Origin of the sequence: Ewingella americana ATCC 33852, from assembly GCF_000735345.1 — a bacterium.
In the GTDB taxonomy this organism is placed as follows: Bacteria; Pseudomonadota; Gammaproteobacteria; order Enterobacterales; family Enterobacteriaceae; genus Ewingella; species Ewingella americana.
This window is the reverse complement of sequence record NZ_JMPJ01000025.1, coordinates 69,167-87,315: the sequence shown is the minus strand read 5'-3', so window position 1 is coordinate 87,315 and position 18,149 is coordinate 69,167. Positions and strand designations below refer to the sequence as shown.

The window sequence follows — 18,149 nt, the reverse complement described above, 5'->3', positions numbered from 1 at the left end:
CCTCTCCGAGAGACCAAACCAATAAGAAATCACCTTAAGCAATAAGCTTTTTAAAGGACATCTGAGCATGCCGGGCATCATCAACTACGGGACCTTCGTCCTGTCATTCATTCTGCTATTAATTATTCCGGGGCCGGGCAATCTGGTGCTGATCACCAGCACCAGTAAAGGCGGGGCGCGCAGCGGGTTTCTCTGCCTGTTTGGCATCATCCTCGGCGATCAGGTACTGCTGTGGCTGGCGATTGCGGGCGTAGCGGCGCTGCTCGAGTCCTCTCCCCATGTGTTTCAGGTCATCAAATGGCTGGGGGCAGCCTATCTGCTGTGGCTCGGCGCGCAACTGCTGATGAAATCGCGCACCAGCGCCCCTCCCCCGCCGGTCACGCGTAAGAGAACGCCTTTCCTGCAAGGTATGGTCATCACCCTGACCAATCCCAAACCTATTCTGTTTTATGTGATGTTCTTGCCGCTGTTTATCGACCCGGTTCACAGTCAGGGCCTGCTGACCTTCGGCACGCTGGCGGGCACCGCCGCCGTACTGACGCTAATCTACTGCACCATCATGATCGCCTTGACCTCGTCACTGGCCGAAACCGTCCGAGCCCGCCCCGTTATGATCTTCATGCTGGAGAAAACCGCCGGGCTGTTCCTCGCTATCTTCGCGATTAAGCTGGCGTTTTTTAATTGAAGCTGGCTTGAAGGAAGGCGTAAAAAAGCCCGCGTTTGCGGGCTAAAAAGTTTACCAAACCATCACCACCATACCTCGGCTTGCACCCCTGCCATGAACTCGTTTTTGCTGTTGTCATTGAATCTGAACTGCGACAGTTCGTTGTCCAGAATGCTGAGATAGGTGCCGTAGAAACGAATTTCTGGGCGGGAGCCGAGCAGGCTTGGGCCGACTTTCAGCGCGTGGTAGAGCGTGGTTTTGTAGCCAGACTCTTTCAGGTCTTCACCCTGTTCGGTTTTGTTTTTCTGGGTAAACCAGCTTAACTCGACGCCGGTTTGGTTCCAGGTATCCCAAATCCATGCTGGGCGAACGGCAGCGCGGAAGCTGTTGAAGTCGCTGTGCGCGCCGCTCTCATAGCTATAGACATCACTGCCGTGCGACCAGACCAGCGCGTTAGCCATGATGATTCTGTCGGCTAGATACATTTCCCCCTGTGAGATCAGGCGCCATGCGATGCCGTTGGTTTGGTCGCCATAGTAGTAACGCCCCTGCGCCATGGAGTTGCTGGCCCCGGAGAAGTTGGCGAAACTGCTGGCGTAGGAGTTGTTTGCCACCTGTAGCGTAAACTCGTTGAATGCGTCGCGAGGCAACTCTTGGCGCACGATGGCGGTGGTCATCCAGGTATCTTTCAACTTAAAGAAGTCACCGCTGTCTTCGTTGTCCTTCTGTTCGTCAGTTTTATTGGCGAAAGCATATTTCGCCATCAGTGACAGCGAGCCATCCTGCCACAGCGGAATATTGCGATAGCGTAAGTCCACCGAGTTAGTGTTCATCTGCGTGGTGCTGTTGAAGTCGCGCGAGTAAACATCTACGTCATTACGGCTCAGTGACGCGTCGAACTGGCCCGGCCCCAAGTCCCAGTTCTGAATCCCCACGGCGGCGGCAACGTCGGTGGTTAACGATTTCCAGTCGAGCATTTGGATCTCGTATTCCGGCAATTTGTGTTTACCTACCCAAAAATCAGCCTCTTGGGCGAACGGCAGGAAGCCTCGGGTGGTCAGGAAGATGTCGCTGAATTGCAGGATATTTTCATTGTTGGTATCACCAAACCAAGCATCGTTGTACTGCTCGCCGACGTTGCCGTCGTAGGTGACGATGGCGTTAGCGGTTTTGCCGTCCTGATTATAAACCCGCTGGTTCAGAGTTAAGTCGAACCAGCCGCTCATTTCATTGCCGAAACGGCCCAGCGAGCCCGCCGCATAGGTTTGTGCCGAGCCGCGATTAGAAGCCGCCCAGCCAGAGCGGAAATAGCCCTCGTAGCTAAAGCCGATATCATCTTTAATAAATTTACTGATATCCGTCAGAGTGACGTTTTCAACGCTGGTTTTTCCGCCATCGTTATTCACCACCGCGACTTTTTGCGAGCCTTTCACCGGCGTTCGAGCCTTCGCCGTTCCGAGATGGTTATTTTCGTTTTCAATATTATCCGCCACCGGTGAAAGTGCGGTTTGGGTAGTTGGCGATTGTACTGTTGGTCTATAACCATTAGTGCCGCCCTGTAATTGTGTCACTCTGTCTTTATAGACCGCTAGCTCGGCCTGTGTTTTTTTAAGTTCTGACTTATTCTCCGATAATTGATTCTCAAGCAGCTCAAGGCGCTGCTCGACGGTTAATTTAGCAGCCATAACATCGGTAGAGGATAAAGCAAGAAGTATTGATAAATACAACAATCTAACTTTCAATGAATGTGAAGGCATTATAGTATCCCAGAAATATAATTATTATTTGCCTTTAACCATTGCGGCTAAAGGCGGGTGAAATTAAGCAAAAACTTCTTTTCGTAAACTAATAATTTCTTTCGCCAGATCCTGACACAACATGGCGGTCATTAAATGATCTTGAGCGTGGACCAGAATCAGGTTGACGTTTATTTTGCCGCAACCTTCATCCTGACCGATTAATGCCGTTTGGATCTTATGTGCCTCACGGCAGGCAGCTTCGGAGGACTCCATCAACTGTTCGGCTTCATTCCATGATTTTTGGCGCGAGGCCCTTATGGCCTCCATGGCATCTGAACGCGCCTGCCCGGCGTAAATAAGCAGTTCCATAACGGTGCTTTCATCAGCAAACATCTCGCTTCTCCTTGATGTATTATTGTGCGGCCTGCGCGGCGTTGACCTTATTGGCAGCGATAACGAAAGGTAGATAAATTAATGTCGAGATGGCCAGACAGAGCATGCCGACAAATAGCGCCATCCAATTCCCTCCCGTGCCGAAGAAGGCAATTAACGGGCCGGGCGTTGTCCACGGGACGGCATAAGCAATTGGCGGGATAATTTCTAAACTCACAAAGAAATAGCCAACAATCGAGTTAACAAATGGCGCCATAATAAAAGGAATAATAAGAATGGGGTTGAGCACCACCGGCAGGCCAAAAATAATCGGCTCATTAATATTAAAGAGTCCCGGTACAAAGGCCATTTTTGCCATATCGCGATAATCAGCGCGGCGCGAGGCAATAAAAATCGCCAGCACCAGACCCAGCGTCATGCCCGAACCTCCATAGTTGGCGAAGGCATCGTTGATGCCGCCCCAGGTGATGGGATATGGCGCGCCCCAAGTGGTGCCGTTGTTGGCGGCGAAAGAGAGGTTTTCAAGATTGGCTTCGGAGAAAATCGTTTCGCGAACTGCCGCTACGGTGTTCGGGCCATGAATTCCCAGTACCCACAGGAAGTTAGCCACCACGCCAAGTACCAGAACCGTGACAATGTTGGTGCCCATGTTCTTCAGCGGGGCCTGAATAAAGGTGTAAATCAGCTCGTTCAGGCCATTGGGGGAGATTTTCGTCAGGCAGTAGTTCACCACCGAGAAGAACACCATCACGAAGAAAATAGGGATAAGCACTTTAAAGGAGCGCGCCACCGCGGGCGGTACCGTGTCCGGCATGGTGATAGTGATTTTAGGGTTGCGCGCCAGACGGCAGAAAATCTCGCTGGTCAGCATCGCCACAATAATGGCGACGAATAACCCCTGTGGCCCGAGATATTGCGTGGTTAAGTAGGCTTGCTCCCCTTCCATATGATAAGGGGTGTAAACCACAAAGAAGGCGCCAATGGCTGTTAGCCCGCACAAGAGATCATCCTGCTGGTAGCTGATCGCGATATTTCGCGCTACCAGAAAGGTGATCATGATCGACATGATATTCACCGAGCCATTCATCACCGGCGCAAAGATATTTTGTGCTTCGGCCAAGTTCGGGAATATCGTGCCCAAATGCAGAATAGACGCAATAAAGCCTTCCGGTGAGAGAATAGCGAAGTTAATTAATACAATGAGGGAACTTGCCATCACGATTGGGAATGACAAAATAAACGCATCGCGAATAGCAGAGACATGTATCTGAGAATTTAATTTAATCGCGATAGGAACAAGGATCTTCTCCATACCGCGCTCAAAGGCATTCATTAAACTCATGATGAGTCCTTTTATATTAGAATAAATAATTAACCGAATACGTTGAACTGTAGATAAAGCCAGATATTATATTTTTAGAAATGATCTGGTCATATTGCGTCCATACGCAATCACCGAAATGCTCTTCGGTGAAATTTGTTTTTATTTAGTGATTATCTACAGCCTAAGGGTTTAGTTATCTGACATTAGCGATAAAGCACTCTCCAATACGGCTTTACCATCCATCTGTCCATAATGCTTCATATCGATAACCGCCACGGGGATTTTTCCCTGCGCGGCAGTTTCTATTTCACTTTTTTGGAAGCGAACCTGCGGACCTAATAGGACAACGTCAGCTTCATTTCTTTTTATTTTTTCCTTGGCCTCAGGAACGGAAAAAGCGTCGATATTTACAGCAACATTTCCCGCCTCGGCGTGTTCTCTCATTCGCTTGACCAGCATACTGGTGGACATGCCAGCAGCACATACCAATAAAATATTCTTCATTTGTCACCCAATTAATATATGTTGATAGTCGACCCGTCGGGTAACTTAATGAATTTCAATGAAAGAAATTGCCATTGCGATCACAGTTAGTAAGAGCGGAGTTGTTTAAAAAAATAGATAAAAATGAACATGTGATTAATTTTTTGTCTCGGAAATGTGTAGTTTACTGTTTTATAAAGAGTTAAGGAGGTTCAAAAGTGGTATACAAAGATATTGTGAACTTACTAAAAAAAAGAATTAGTAGTCCGACATACAATATTGGCGATATCTTTCCGGCGGAAATAGAGCTGGCTAAACTTTATAATGTGTCGCGAAATACCATGAGAAAGGCGCTGAAAGTTCTTGAAGATGAAGAGCTTATTGAGCGCAGGCACGGCTCGGGTACCTATCTGCGCAATAAACATTTTCAAGCCTCGGTCACCCATCTGGACAGTTTTACCGAAATTGCTAAAAGCGAAGGGAAAAAACCGACCAGTCAGGTCCTGAGATTTGAATTGCAGCAAGCCTCCGAGGACATTGCCAGCCGCCTGCATTTAGCTATCGGCGAACCGGTTTATTATGCCAAGCGGCTGCGTTACATCGACAATGTCCCGATGCAACTCGAGGAGACGTGGCTTTCGGTTAATCGCTTCCCGGACTTGACGATTAACCATATGAAAAAATCCAAGTTTTTCTATATCGAGCATGAGTGCGGCGTCAAAATACACGGCTGCTATGAATCACTCCACCCCGTGCTTCCTCCCCTCGAAGTGGCCAAAATGCTCAATATCAGCGTCCGTGACCCAATTATCAGGATGGAAACCCAATCTGTTGATGCCAACCATGCGCCCATCGATTTTTCCATCCTCTATACCAATGTGTTTGAATTCCAAGTGAAGTATTTCCTTCCGCGCAAGATGGCCCGCCAGCCAGCTTAATGGCTCAATAAAAGCTATTTAATTTCATCGACCAAATCCGACGCTTGGATTTGGTCCCCTAGCGTCATATTGATCACAGTTCCGCTCAAAAAAGTGGTGCAGAAATCAGATAATAAATGTACCTCCCATCTTTAAGCCTCTGAAAGAAGACATAACTCTTTGTATAACCTACTGTTAAAGAAGTGCAAAAGAGGTGCAATTCATGATGAGGCACAACCTTGCCTACTCTCCTTTCAATTGATTAAGCTTTTATTCGCTTTCAGAACGAATAATTAAAAAATAAATAAGATTGAATTCTTTCACTGTGCAGAAATAAAAACTCAGAAGGAATTAAACACATGAAGATTGCCGCATTTGATATTGGTGGCACGGCGTTAAAAATGGGCGTCCTTACCTCTGATGGAAAAGTACAAGAGAAGGCCAACCAGCCCATTAACGACAGCGACGGAGAACAGATTTTACAGGCGATGGTGCAATGGGTCGCCGCGCATCCGGAGTGTGAAGGGATAGCCATCAGCGCGCCGGGTTATGTCAATCCACACACCGGCTTTATCGAAATGGGCGGAGCCATTCGCCGCTTTGATAATTTCGCCATGAAAGAGTGGCTCGAGCAGCAAACGCAGCTTCCCGTCGCCATCGAAAATGACGCCAACTGCGCGCTACTTGCCGAGCGTTGGCAAGGCAAGGCCGCCGAGATGGCTAACTTTTTGGTGCTGACCATCGGCACGGGCATCGGCGGGGCTATTTTTTGCAATAACCAGCTGGTTCACGGCGCCCGTTTTCGCGCCGGAGAATTCGGCTACATGCTGACCGAGCGCCCCGGCCCGCGCGATGTCCGCAAGTACACGATGAATGACAATTGCACCCTACGCACCCTGCGCCAGAACTACGCGGAGCACGTCGGCAAGTCGCTCAATGAGGTCAGCGGAGAGGAGATCTTCGATTGCTACGAGGCCGGGGACGTCGTCTGCCAGCGCTTGGTGTCCGAGTTTTTGAATGATATCGGCAGCGGCCTGTACAACTTGGTGAATCTGTTTGATCCACAAATCATTCTGGTGGGCGGCGGCATTGTTGAGCGCCCCGGATTTCTTGCATTACTTCGTCAACATCTGGCCTGGTTCGGGATTGATGATTATGTCGATATCGTCAGCCACGGCAATGACGCCGGTCTCATCGGCGCGGTCTACCATTTCAATCAACAGTATCTGTCGCACAATAGCAGTCTCTAATTGAGGGAAGGAATATGTCCGGATTCAAAGAAGGATTTCTGTGGGGTGGCGCGGTTGCCGCGCACCAGTTGGAAGGCGGTTGGAAGGAAGGTGGCAAAGGGGTCAGCGTTGCTGACGTCATGACCGCTGGCGCTCACGGCGTCCCGCGCGTGATAACGGATGGCGTGTTGCCGGGTAAAAACTACCCTAACCACGAAGCCATCGATTTTTATCATCGCTATAAAGAAGATATTGGGCTGTTCGCCGAGCTGGGGTTTAAATGCTTCCGCACCTCCATCGCGTGGACGCGCATCTTCCCTCTGGGCGATGAGTTAGAGCCAAACGAGGCAGGCCTGCAATTCTACGATGACCTGTTCGACGAGTGCCTGAAGCACGGCATTGAGCCCGTGATCACCTTGTCGCACTTCGAGATGCCTTATCACTTGGTGGTCGAGTACGGCGGCTGGCGCAATCGTAAACTGATCGACTTCTTCGTGCGCTTTTCCAAGGTGGTGTTTACGCGCTACCAGCACAAAGTGAAGTATTGGATGACCTTCAACGAGATCAACAATCAGGCCAACTATCACGAAGATTTCGCCCCCTTCACCAACTCCGGGTTGAAGTATGTCGAGGGGGAAGATCGCGAGCCGGTGATGTATCAGGCCGCCCATTACGAGCTGGTCGCCAGTGCGCTGGCCGTCAGCGCCGCCAAGGCCATTAACCCAGATTTGCAGGTTGGTTGCATGATTGCCATGTGCCCTATCTACCCGCTGACCTGTGCGCCGCGCGATATGATGATGGCGATGAACGCCATGCACCGCCGCTACTGGTTCACCGATGTTCACGTGCGCGGCGAATATCCGCAGCACCTGCTGAAATATTTTGAGCGTCGGGGCTTCGAGCTGGATATCACCGAGGGCGATCTGGCGGCGCTCAAACAGGGCTGCGTCGACTATATCGGCTTCAGTTACTACATGTCGTTTGCCACCAAAGCCACCGACGATAACCCGCAGCTGGATTATGACGAAACCAAGAGTCTGGTCTCTAACCCTTATGTTCAGAAGTCCGACTGGGGCTGGCAGATTGACCCCGTCGGCCTGCGCTATTCGCTAAACTGGTTCTGGGATCACTATCAACTGCCGCTGTTTATCGTGGAAAACGGCTTCGGCGCGATTGACGTGCAAGAGCGCGACGGCACGGTCAATGACCAGTACCGCATCGACTATATGTCAGCTCACATTGCCGAAATGAAGAAAGCCGTGGTCGAAGATGGCGTCGAGCTGATGGGCTACACGCCGTGGGGATGTATCGATTTGGTCTCCGCCGGGACCGGCGAAATGAAAAAACGCTACGGCCTAATCTACGTCGATAAAGACAATGAGGGCAACGGCACCCTGAACCGCAGCCGCAAGCAATCCTTCAACTGGTATAAAGAAGTGATCGCCACTAATGGCGAAAAGCTCTGATAACTGATGGTTAATGGCTGAATTCGGCACAAAAAAAGCCCGCGATTGCGGGCTTTAGTTTTATTTGAACGCCGTCAGGCGGGCTGCGGTTGGGGGGTTATTCCCACTCAATCGTAGCAGGCGGTTTACCGGAGATATCGTAAACCACGCGGGAGATGCCGTCGACTTCGTTGATGATGCGGTTGGAGCAGCGGCCGAGGAAATCGTACGGCAGGTGCGCCCAGTGCGCGGTCATGAAGTCGATGGTTTCTACTGCGCGCAGTGAAACAACCCAGTCGTATTTACGGCCATCGCCCATCACGCCGACGGAGCGAACTGGCAGGAAGACGGTGAAAGCTTGGCTGACTTTGTTGTACAGGTCGGCTTTATGTAGCTCTTCGATGAAGATAGCATCGGCGCGGCGTAGCAGGTCGCAGTACTCTTTCTTCACTTCGCCCAGTACGCGAACGCCTAAACCTGGACCCGGGAACGGGTGGCGGTACAGCATGTCGTACGGCAGGCCGAGTTCCAGACCGATTTTGCGCACTTCGTCTTTGAACAGCTCTTTCAGCGGCTCAACCAGACCCAGTTTCATCTCTTTCGGCAGGCCACCCACGTTGTGGTGTGACTTGATGACGTGCGCTTTGCCGGTGGCAGAAGCCGCAGACTCAATCACGTCAGGGTAGATGGTGCCTTGCGCCAGCCATTTCACTTCTTCTTGCTTGCAGGCTTCTTCGTCGAACACTTCAACGAACACGCGACCGATGATTTTACGCTTAGCTTCTGGCTCATCAACACCGGCCAGAGCAGACAGGAAGCGATCTTCAGCAGCCACATGAACAATGTTCAGACCGAAACGGTCGCCGAACATTTCCAGAACCTGATCCGCTTCGTTCAGACGCAGCAGGCCGTTGTCGACAAACACACAGGTCAGACGGTCGCCGATGGCGCGGTGCAGCAGCATCGCAGTAACGGAAGAGTCCACGCCGCCAGACAGGCCGAGGATCACATGGTCGTTGCCCACTTGCTCGCGCAGGCGTTCAACAGCGTCTTCGATGATTTTGGCCGGCGTCCACAGGGCTTCGCACTGGCAGATGTCCATCACGAAACGCTCCAGAATGCGCAGGCCCTGACGGGTGTGCGTCACTTCTGGGTGGAACTGTACGCCGTAGAAGCGTTTTTCCTCGTTAGCCATAATGGCAAACGGGCAGGTATCGGTGCTGGCAACGGTCACGAAGTCAGACGGGATAGCGGTGACTTTATCGCCGTGGCTCATCCATACGTCGAGCAGTGGCTTGGCGCTGTCGCTCAGGGCGTCCTGAATGTCGCGGATCAGCGCGCTTTCGGTCTGAACTTCAACCTGCGCATAGCCGAACTCACGCTCGTTGGAGCCTTCAACATGGCCGCCAAGTTGCATTGCCATGGTCTGCATGCCGTAGCATACGCCGAGAACCGGTACACCAGCTTCGAACACGTAGTCCGGTGCGCGCGGGCTGTCGGTGGCGGTAGTACTTTCCGGGCCACCGGACAGGATAATACCGTTCGGATTGAATTCGCGGATTTGGGCTTCGGTTACGTCCCAAGCCCAGAGTTCGCAATACACGCCCAGTTCACGCACGCGGCGTGCAACAAGTTGGGTGTACTGGGAGCCGAAATCGAGGATCAGGATACGGTGCTTGTGAATATTTTCGCTCATGAGGGGGCGTTTTCCAGAAAGCAATAAAAAGCGTTAAAACAACGAGTTAAACTTTCAACAACAATAAAAGCTTACTTCAATAAAGCAGACAGCGAGCACGTGGCTCGCTGTCTAAAGGGTTAAGAACCCATGCGGTAATTTGGCGATTCTTTAGTGATAGTCACATCATGAACATGACTCTCCTGAATCCCCGCACCGCTGATGCGAACAAATTCAGCCTTGGTACGCAGGTCGTGGATAGTACCACAACCGGTCAGGCCCATACATGAGCGCAGACCACCCATTTGCTGGTGAACGATCTCTTTCAGACGGCCTTTATAGGCCACGCGACCTTCGATACCTTCCGGTACCAGTTTGTCAGCGGCGTTATCCGTCTGGAAGTAACGGTCAGAAGAGCCTTTGGACATCGCGCCCAGAGAACCCATGCCGCGGTAAGATTTGAATGCGCGGCCTTGGTACAGCTCGATTTCGCCCGGAGATTCTTCAGTACCAGCCAGCATGCCGCCAACCATCACGCAGCTTGCGCCAGCGGCGATAGCTTTGGCAATGTCGCCAGAGAAGCGGATACCGCCGTCAGCGATAACCGGGATACCGGTACCTTCCAGCGCAGCCACTGCGTCAGAAACGGCAGTGATTTGTGGAACGCCCACGCCGGTCACAATACGCGTGGTACAGATTGAGCCTGGGCCGATACCCACTTTCACCGCGCTCACGCCAGCTTCCACCAGCGCCAGTGCGCCAGCGCCGGTCGCCACGTTGCCGCCGATGATTTCCAAGTCTGGATATTTAGCGCGAGTTGCGCGAATACGGGAAAGAACGCCTTCGGAGTGGCCGTGTGAGGAGTCGATCAGCAGCACGTCAACGCCCGCTGCAACCAGTGCGTCGATGCGCTCTTCGTTGCCTTCGCCAGCGCCAACTGCCGCGCCAACGCGCAAACTGCCGTGCTCATCTTTACAGGCGTTAGGTTTACGTTCCGCTTTCTGGAAGTCTTTAACGGTGATCATACCCAACAGGTGGAATTGCGCGTCAACAACCAGCGCTTTCTCAACGCGTTTTTCGTGCATTTTCTGCAACACAACTTCGCGTGCTTCGCCCTCTTTGACCGTCACCAGACGCTCTTTCGGGGTCATCACTGCGGTCACTGGCTGTTCCAAATCGGTCACGAAGCGCACGTCACGACCGGTAATGATACCGACCAGTTCGTTGCCTTCAGTCACAACAGGATAACCGGCAAAGCCGTTGATTTCGGTGAGTTCTTTAACTTGACGCAGGGTGGTAGAAGGGGTGACCGTTTTCGGGTCGGCGACCACGCCGCTTTCATGCTTCTTAACGCGGCGAACTTCTTCGGCCTGACGTTCAATGGACATGTTCTTGTGAATGAATCCCAGACCGCCCTCTTGCGCCAGAGCAATCGCCAGATTCGCTTCAGTCACGGTATCCATTGCTGCAGAGAGCATTGGAATATTGAGACGGATTTTAGCGGTCAGCTGAGTGCTTAGGTCGGCAGTATTAGGCAGAACTGTGGAGTGAGCTGGTACAAGGAGGACGTCGTCGAACGTTAGAGCTTCTTTTGCGATACGTAGCATGGGCAATATCTCACCAAGGTGGATGCGGAAAGGATAAAATATTGCAGCGGGATTATACAGGTGAGGGCCCATTGCGACTAGTACTATTTACGAAACTTCTTGATTACCTTTTTTGGGCATGTAGTATCGACCGATTAAGTCTCTGTTTTTGAATTTGATCTGGATCACATGCCACTACCTTCTTCCCCGCCAATTTTTACCGTAAGCCGCCTGAATCAGACGGTTCGACAGCTGCTGGAGAACGAAATGGGCCAGGTCTGGCTTTCAGGCGAGATCTCCAACTTCTCTCAACCTTCCTCCGGTCACTGGTATTTCACCTTGAAAGACGACCGGGCGCAGGTTCGCTGTGCCATGTTCCGCAACACCAATCGCCGCACCACCTTCCGCCCGCAAAATGGCCAGCAGGTGTTGGTTCGCGCCACTATTACGCTGTATGAACCGCGCGGCGACTATCAGCTGATTGCCGAAAGCATGCAGGAAGCCGGTGACGGGCTGTTGCAGCAAAAATTTGACCTGCTCAAACAGCAACTGGCTGCCGAAGGGCTGTTCGACGCCCAATTCAAGCAGCCTCTGCCCTCGCCTGCCAAGTGTGTCGGGGTGATCACCTCGTCGAGCGGCGCGGCGCTGCATGATGTGTTAAACGTGCTGAAACGCCGTGACCCGTCACTGCCGGTCATCATCTACCCGACCGCGGTACAGGGTGTCGATGCGCCGATGCAAATCGTCCGCGCCATCGAACTGGCAAACTCGCGTCAGGAAGTGGATGTGTTGATTGTCGGGCGCGGCGGCGGCTCCTTAGAAGATTTGTGGAGCTTCAACGATGAGCGCGTGGCGCGCGCGATTTTTAAAAGCGCCATCCCAATTGTCAGCGCCGTCGGCCATGAAACCGACGTCACTATTGCCGACTTTGTGGCTGACCTGCGCGCGCCGACGCCCTCTGCCGCCGCCGAGCTTATCAGCCGCAATCAGTTGGAACTGCTGCGTCAAATTCAATCTCAGCAGCAGCGTTTGGAAATGGCGATGGACTATTACCTCGCCCAGCTGACTCAGCGCTTCACCCGTTTGAATCACCGTTTGCAGCAACAGCACCCGCATCTGCGCTTGGCTCGCCAGCAAACCGCACTGTTCAAACTGCGCCGTCGGCTCGACGAGGCCATGCAAAACCAGCTGCGCCAGATGCTGCGCCGCATCGATCGCCTTCAGCAGCGCCTCAACCAGCAACAGCCGCAGTCGCGTATTCATCGCGCCCAGCAGCGCGTGCAGCAATTGCAATATCGCCTGCAACAGGCGCTGGCCTTGCAGCTGTCCAATAGCCGCCAGCGTTTTGGCACGGCATGCACCCAGTTGGAAGCCGTGAGCCCGCTGGCCACGCTGGCGCGAGGCTATAGCGTGACCACCACGCCGAAAGGTGAATTGCTGAAGAAAACCACGCAGACCGCGCCGGGCGACACACTGAAAACGCGTCTGGCAGATGGTTGGATAGAGAGCGAAGTGAAAGCCGTGACGCTTGCGAAGAAAGCGCGTAAACCCGCTGCGAAGTAATAGCGGTCGCTGTATACCCCCTCGCAACCTCCCCCTTTTTTAGGGGGAGGTGCTAAAAGCTTACAACCTATAACTGTCTGACTTCACACCATTAATCCACAACTGGCGCGTCTCTCCGGCGGGCAGCACGATGCCCAGACTGTCCCACGCCGGTTTGAAATCGCCGCGCTGAGTAAAGTCGATACTGATTTTCACGCCGTCAGTTTTAATCTCCCAGCTTAGCCACAGCGCATTGCCCTCTTTCCAGCCGTGGCTCTCGCCGTCATCTTCAAACAGCATACCGCAAGAGGTGGCCGCCGCCGGGCTTGGGAAAATGTGCAACTCGCGCACCTTGTCCTGCTGCTGATCGACATAAGCCGTGCGTTGAGACATAGGCAGTGCCGCACCGGCGCGCACCAGCAGTGGCAGGCGATCTAGCGGCGCGTCTAGCTTGATGCTCTGCCCACCGGCGAACCATTTTCCACTGTAGAAATCGCACCAGCCGCTCTCGTTGGCAGGCAGATAAACCTCGCGCTGACGCTGCCCCTGCTCCACCACGCTTGCCACCAGCAGCTCTTTGCCCAGCATAAAATCGTCGGTTTCGGCGAAGGTATTGGCATCGTGCTCATGGTCGAGGAAAGTCGGGCGCAGCATCGGCTCATCATCCTCATGGGCCTGCCATAGCAAGGTGTAGAAGTAAGGCAGCAGGCGATAACGCAGGTTAATGGCGTCGCGGATCAGCGCCGTGCTGCGGCTGAACATCCACGGCTCGTTCACCGTGCCGTCATCATTCCACGAGTGAATGGTAAAGCGCGGATGCATCACGCCATTCTGCACCCAGCGAACGAACAGCTCTTCGTCTGGGCGATCCCCGGCAAAGCCGCCGACATCGTGACCCACGTTGTACAAGCCGGAGAGGCTCATACCCAGCCCCATGCGGGTGTTGTAACGCAGCGTTTGCCAGCTGGTACGGTTGTCACCGCTCCAGGTTTGCACGTAGCGCTGCATCCCGGCGCAGCCGGAACGGGAGATGAGATATGGCCGCAGGTTTGGCGCGAAGACCTGCTGCGCTTCGAAGGAGGCGCGCATCATCAGCAGCGGCATCACCGGGCGAATGTGCTTAATAGCAATGGATTTTCCGAAGCCGAAACAGCGCGCGTCGCTGTCCCACACTTCATACTCGTTATTATCATTCCACGTCGAGCCGATGCCGTTTTTCAACAGCTGCACCGTTACGCCGTGCTGCCACCAGCGGATAGTCGCCAGATTGGTGAAGTCCAAATGTGAACCTTCGTCATCCCAAAATACCGAGCGCTCAGGGACATCCTCTTGCGAATCGCGAATAAACAGCCCCTGCTGGGCGACGAGCGCGTATTGCGGGTGGTCCTGCAACAGGCAGGGTTTGATATTGGCGGCCAGACGGATCCCCGCGTCGAGAAACGCCTGCGACATCACTTTCGGCTCAGGGATTTTGTCGTAATTCCAGTTGAACACGTAACGCTTATTGCCAATCGAGGTGTAGCCGGATGAGAGCTGGAACGAGTCGCAGGCAATATCCTGTTCGCGGCACAGGTTGATAAACTTCAGCAGCTGCTGCTGGGCGTCCGGCGCGTCGGTGTAATACATGGTCGAGCCGCTGTAGCCAAGGCTCCATTTCGGGCCGAAGGTGGTTTTGCCAGTCAGTCGCACCAAGGTTTTGGTGACGTCGAGCGCCGTCGGGCCAAGGAACATATAGTAATCGAGGTCACCCGCTTCGGCGTTAAAGCGGCGATAAGGCAAATGATAGTTATCCAGTTCATTGCCGAGGTCGAGCCAGACATTGCTGAGGTTATCGTAGAACAGGCCGAAACTGACGTCGCCCCGGCGCGTTAGCGTGAAGGGAATGTGTTTGTAGAGCGGATCGGTGCTGGCAGCGTTGTAGCCCATGGCGTCCAGATTGCGCATCTCAAAACGGCGACCGGCGCGATTGAGATCGCCGGCTTTTTCACCCAAGCCGTAATAACGCTCTTCCGGGTAGCGGCGCTGGTAATGGGCCGAGCCGTCACCGTCCACCGCCAGCATATAGGCCCCGGTTTTACGGTCACTGGCCAGCGGCAGCCAACTGCCGTCGGCGCTGCGATACTCCCATTCCAGCCACAAAGGCTGGTGAACTGTCACCCGCAGTCTGTCGCTGCTCATCACCAGCCGATCCTCAAACTGCTCCAGCGCATAACCCGGCAGGCTAAAGCCCTGATTGCTCAGACGATCGCGCCCCTCCCAAGGCACATCGTCAGTCGGCGCAATGCTCCAGGTTCGGTCCAGCGCCAGCTCGCCACGGCGCTGGACAAGCACGCGGAATAGGCCCTGCTCCAGTACGCGCAGGCAAAACAGATGTTGATCGTCCACCCGCAGCTCCACGCCCGCGGCGTCCTGTGCTGCCAGCACCCAATGCTTTAACGTCTTCATGCACTTTTCCTTTTATCTGCCGGCGTACGGCGTTCTGCTATCAGGGCAATCAGGAAAACCGCCCCAATCAAGTCAAAAAATCCCATCGCGATAAACAGCGGGTTGAAGCCGATATTGTCAGCCACCGCGCCTATCAGTAATGAAAACAAGAAGCTGGCGATCCACGCGGAGGAGCCGCGCATGCCGTTAACCGTCGCCACCTGACTTTTATCGAATGACTCCACCACCACCGCGCTCAGCATGCAGGAGATCACCTGATGCCCGAATCCGCCGATGGAGATCAGCGCGATGGCGGCGTATGGGCTTTTGGTGAGCGCCACCAGCGCCAGTGACAGCATCAAGAACGCGCCGGTCACCGAGCTGGCAACAATCGAGTTAATGCGGGTGCAGCCGAAAAATTTGCGATACAGCGTGGTGAGATAGCCACTGGCGACGCTGCCCAAGTCCGCCGCCAAGAATGGCAGCCACGCGAACATCACGATGTGTTTGAGGTCCATGCCGCGCTCGTTCGCCAGATAGAGCGGCACCCAGAAGCTAAACACCGCCCACGCGGGTTCCGCCAGAAATGCCGGGATGGCAATGCCGTAGAATTTCTTGTTTTTGCAGACGATTTTCAGCGATTTGATGAAAGGTAAACGAGTCTGCTGAGGCTCATTGTCTTGGCGAATCAGCGCCAGCTCTTCTTTGCTCAGGTTGGGGTGATTTTCCGGCGCGTGGTAGAACTTCCACCACAGCAGCACCCACAGCATCGACAAGATGCCGCAGAACAGAAAAGCGCCGCGCCAACCGAAAGAGAGATGAGCCACCAGAATAATCGGCGGAGCCAGCATGGCACCAATGGAGAAGCCTACCCCAGCCCAGCCTGCGGCCACCGGGCGCTCTTTACGCGGGAACCAGTCGGAGATGGCTTTGGCGTTGGCTGGCGTGGCTGCCGCCTCGGCGCTGCCCATGAAGAAGCGCAGAATAGCCAGTTGGATCCAGCCCCCTGCTCCGGCGTGCAGCATGCAGACCACGGCCCAGACCGAGGCACAAATCAGGAAGCCCAGCTTCAGGCCAATGACGTCAATCAGCCAGCCACACAGTGGTTGGAAAATGGTGTAGGCCGCCTGAAACGCCGCCACGATGTAAGAGTATTGTTCGGTGGTCATATTCAGGCTGGTTTTCAGTTCAGCCGCCAACAACCCCAGCGAGTTACGAGTGATGTAGTTGACCGTCACGCCGAGTAGAAACAGCGCCAGCATCCACCAGCGTAAGGCCCTGATTTTGCGTCTTCCTGCCGTCACGACGTCGGTATTGATCTCAATCGTCATTGTTATTTTCTCCTCACGGGTCAGCACTCTAGCTGCCAGCGATGGTTATTGTTTGAGTACCCTAGACGACTGTATGCAGGCTGATTTGTGAGCGGAACGTGATTCTTTGCAAGAATTTTCATGGAGTGGCCGGATTTGCGAGCCTCGCCCTGAAAAAGCCTAAGATTACGGACAAAATCCTTTATGAAAATTTTTTCATTTTCGAATTTGAAGGAGATCACAATTTGAACGGAAAGCTAAAAATCCAGCAAATTGCTGACCATACGGGGCTGTCGATCAGCACGGTTTCTCGCGTGTTGGCTGGAAAAAGCAATACCAGCGCGCGGGCCAGAGAGCAGGTGTTGAGCTATGCAAAATCACAGGGCGTGCTCAGCGGCTTGTCCACCGGGCGGCTGATGCTCAATAACATCGTGGTCTTCGCCCCGGCCCGTGCCTTCGACGCTCGCAGCGATATCTTCTACTACAAGGTGATTCAGGGGATTGTCGCCGCCGTCAGCCAGCACGACGTGCGGGTTCGCTACTGCGCGTTAGAAGAGAGTGACGCCGACGTCGCGCTGTTTATCGCCAAAATGACCGATACCCAAACCGACGCCGCGCTGCTGGTTGGCATTGACGATGCGCATATCCACCAGCTTGCCGCCGACTTGGCTAAACCCTGCGTGTTGATCAACTGCCACGATCGGCTGATGCGCCACGACAGCGTGTCGCCGGATCATCAAACCATGGGCGACTTCGCCACAGACTACCTGTTCACTCAAGGCCATCAGCGGATCCTCACACTCCAGTGCCTGCGCCGCCACACCATGGAGCTGCGGCTGGCGGGCATCAAAGAGGCTTTCGCGCGGCATAATCTGGCCTTCAACGATAGTCAGCATTTGGTCACGACCTCAGGGTTTGGCGCGCAGGAAGCTGAACAGGCGATGCTGAATTATCTGGATACCCTGCCCGGCGACCAGCCGATGCCGACGGCGATTCTGGCGGGCGGTGATTTTATGGCGGCAGGTGCCGTGGCGGCCTTGGTTAAACGCGGATTTGCGGTGCCGACGGATATCAGCGTGATGAGCACTGACGGCTTTAATCTGGCCGAAATTCACGACGTGGCGCTCACTGCCGTCCACGTGCCGCGCGACGAGCTCGGCGTGGAGGCCATTTCCCTGCTGCAGCGCCGCCTGTTCCGCCCCGAAGCCCCCTGCTCTAGCGTGCTGCTACAAGGCAAGCTGGTGACCCGTAACTCCGTGCGCAAGGTCACTGGTCGCGCCCTTCATCCGGCAGTCACTTCGCACAATCATCAGCTTTATGATGATAACCAAGAGGCTGTCGACAACAGATAAATCCCATCTTTCGCTGGCGGGGCGTGCAGCCGGACTATACTCAATATCAATGAATACTTGTCACTC

Annotated in this window: 14 protein-coding genes; 6 read left to right on the top strand and 8 right to left on the bottom strand. The window is 53.8% G+C overall.

Features of this window, described 5'->3' with window-relative positions; translation table 11 throughout:
- Nucleotides 1–67: 67 nt before the first annotated feature.
- Nucleotides 68–685 (top strand): LysE family transporter, encoded by a 618-nt coding sequence (locus tag GEAM_RS03355; RefSeq protein WP_034788256.1) that lies wholly within the window; start codon nucleotides 68–70, stop codon nucleotides 683–685.
- 62 nt (nucleotides 686–747) lie between these two features.
- Here GEAM_RS03355 and GEAM_RS03350 read toward each other — a convergent pair whose 3' ends face one another.
- The 4 genes from GEAM_RS03350 to GEAM_RS03335 all read right to left on the bottom strand — a co-directional run bounded on the left by GEAM_RS03350 (nucleotide 748) and on the right by GEAM_RS03335 (nucleotide 4,624).
- Nucleotides 748–2,421 carry a carbohydrate porin gene (locus tag GEAM_RS03350; protein ID WP_034788252.1) on the bottom strand — a complete coding sequence of 558 codons (1,674 nt, stop codon included), beginning with the start codon at nucleotides 2,419–2,421 and terminating at the stop codon, nucleotides 748–750.
- A 63-nt stretch (nucleotides 2,422–2,484) separates the two neighbouring features.
- Complete coding sequence (locus GEAM_RS03345) at nucleotides 2,485–2,796, bottom strand: PTS lactose/cellobiose transporter subunit IIA (RefSeq protein WP_034788249.1); 312 nt, start codon at nucleotides 2,794–2,796, stop codon at nucleotides 2,485–2,487.
- Between the two features lie 19 nt (nucleotides 2,797–2,815).
- The gene (locus tag GEAM_RS03340; protein WP_034788246.1) at nucleotides 2,816–4,138 is read right to left on the bottom strand and encodes a PTS sugar transporter subunit IIC; all 1,323 of its coding nucleotides are present in this window, start codon (nucleotides 4,136–4,138) and stop codon (nucleotides 2,816–2,818) included.
- 171 nt (nucleotides 4,139–4,309) lie between these two features.
- Entirely contained in the window at nucleotides 4,310–4,624 is a 315-nt protein-coding gene (locus GEAM_RS03335; protein WP_034788243.1) for a PTS sugar transporter subunit IIB, read from the bottom strand.
- A 197-nt stretch (nucleotides 4,625–4,821) separates the two neighbouring features.
- Here GEAM_RS03335 and GEAM_RS03330 point away from each other — a divergent pair, with 197 nt between their 5' ends.
- The 3 genes from GEAM_RS03330 (at nucleotide 4,822) to GEAM_RS03320 (ending at nucleotide 8,215) form a co-directional block, all read left to right on the top strand.
- Nucleotides 4,822–5,541: a GntR family transcriptional regulator gene (locus GEAM_RS03330; RefSeq protein WP_034788239.1), complete on the top strand. Its 720-nt coding sequence runs from the start codon at nucleotides 4,822–4,824 to the stop codon at nucleotides 5,539–5,541.
- Nucleotides 5,542–5,879: 338 nt separating this feature from the next.
- Complete coding sequence (gene bglK, locus GEAM_RS03325; protein ID WP_034788235.1) at nucleotides 5,880–6,770, top strand: beta-glucoside kinase BglK; 891 nt, start codon at nucleotides 5,880–5,882, stop codon at nucleotides 6,768–6,770.
- A 14-nt stretch (nucleotides 6,771–6,784) separates the two neighbouring features.
- Nucleotides 6,785–8,215 carry a 6-phospho-beta-glucosidase gene (locus tag GEAM_RS03320; protein ID WP_034788231.1) on the top strand — a complete coding sequence of 477 codons (1,431 nt, stop codon included), beginning with the start codon at nucleotides 6,785–6,787 and terminating at the stop codon, nucleotides 8,213–8,215.
- A gap of 97 nt (nucleotides 8,216–8,312) precedes the next feature.
- Here the strand turns inward: GEAM_RS03320 and guaA are convergent, their stop codons facing one another.
- Both guaA and guaB read right to left on the bottom strand, forming a co-directional pair.
- Nucleotides 8,313–9,890 carry a glutamine-hydrolyzing GMP synthase gene (gene guaA, locus GEAM_RS03315; RefSeq protein ID WP_034788227.1) on the bottom strand — a complete coding sequence of 526 codons (1,578 nt, stop codon included), beginning with the start codon at nucleotides 9,888–9,890 and terminating at the stop codon, nucleotides 8,313–8,315.
- A gap of 119 nt (nucleotides 9,891–10,009) precedes the next feature.
- Nucleotides 10,010–11,476: an IMP dehydrogenase gene (gene guaB, locus GEAM_RS03310; protein ID WP_034788222.1), complete on the bottom strand. Its 1,467-nt coding sequence runs from the start codon at nucleotides 11,474–11,476 to the stop codon at nucleotides 10,010–10,012.
- A gap of 168 nt (nucleotides 11,477–11,644) precedes the next feature.
- On the opposite strand from guaB, the gene xseA reads away from it, so the two are divergent.
- Nucleotides 11,645–13,018, top strand: coding sequence for an exodeoxyribonuclease VII large subunit (gene xseA / locus GEAM_RS03305; protein WP_034788219.1), 1,374 nt, complete (start codon nucleotides 11,645–11,647; stop codon nucleotides 13,016–13,018).
- Between the two features lie 60 nt (nucleotides 13,019–13,078).
- Here xseA and GEAM_RS03300 read toward each other — a convergent pair whose 3' ends face one another.
- Both GEAM_RS03300 and GEAM_RS03295 read right to left on the bottom strand, forming a co-directional pair.
- Nucleotides 13,079–15,442 (bottom strand): glycoside hydrolase family 31 protein, encoded by a 2,364-nt coding sequence (locus GEAM_RS03300; protein ID WP_034788216.1) that lies wholly within the window; start codon nucleotides 15,440–15,442, stop codon nucleotides 13,079–13,081.
- Nucleotides 15,439–16,752, bottom strand: a complete 1,314-nt coding sequence (locus GEAM_RS03295) for an MFS transporter (protein WP_034788213.1) — start codon at nucleotides 16,750–16,752, stop codon at nucleotides 15,439–15,441. Before GEAM_RS03295 ends, GEAM_RS03300 begins: the two co-directional genes overlap by 4 nt.
- 224 nt (nucleotides 16,753–16,976) lie before the next feature.
- On the opposite strand from GEAM_RS03295, the gene GEAM_RS03290 reads away from it, so the two are divergent.
- Entirely contained in the window at nucleotides 16,977–18,083 is a 1,107-nt protein-coding gene (locus GEAM_RS03290) for a LacI family DNA-binding transcriptional regulator (protein ID WP_034788307.1), read from the top strand.
- Nucleotides 18,084–18,149 lie beyond the last annotated feature (66 nt).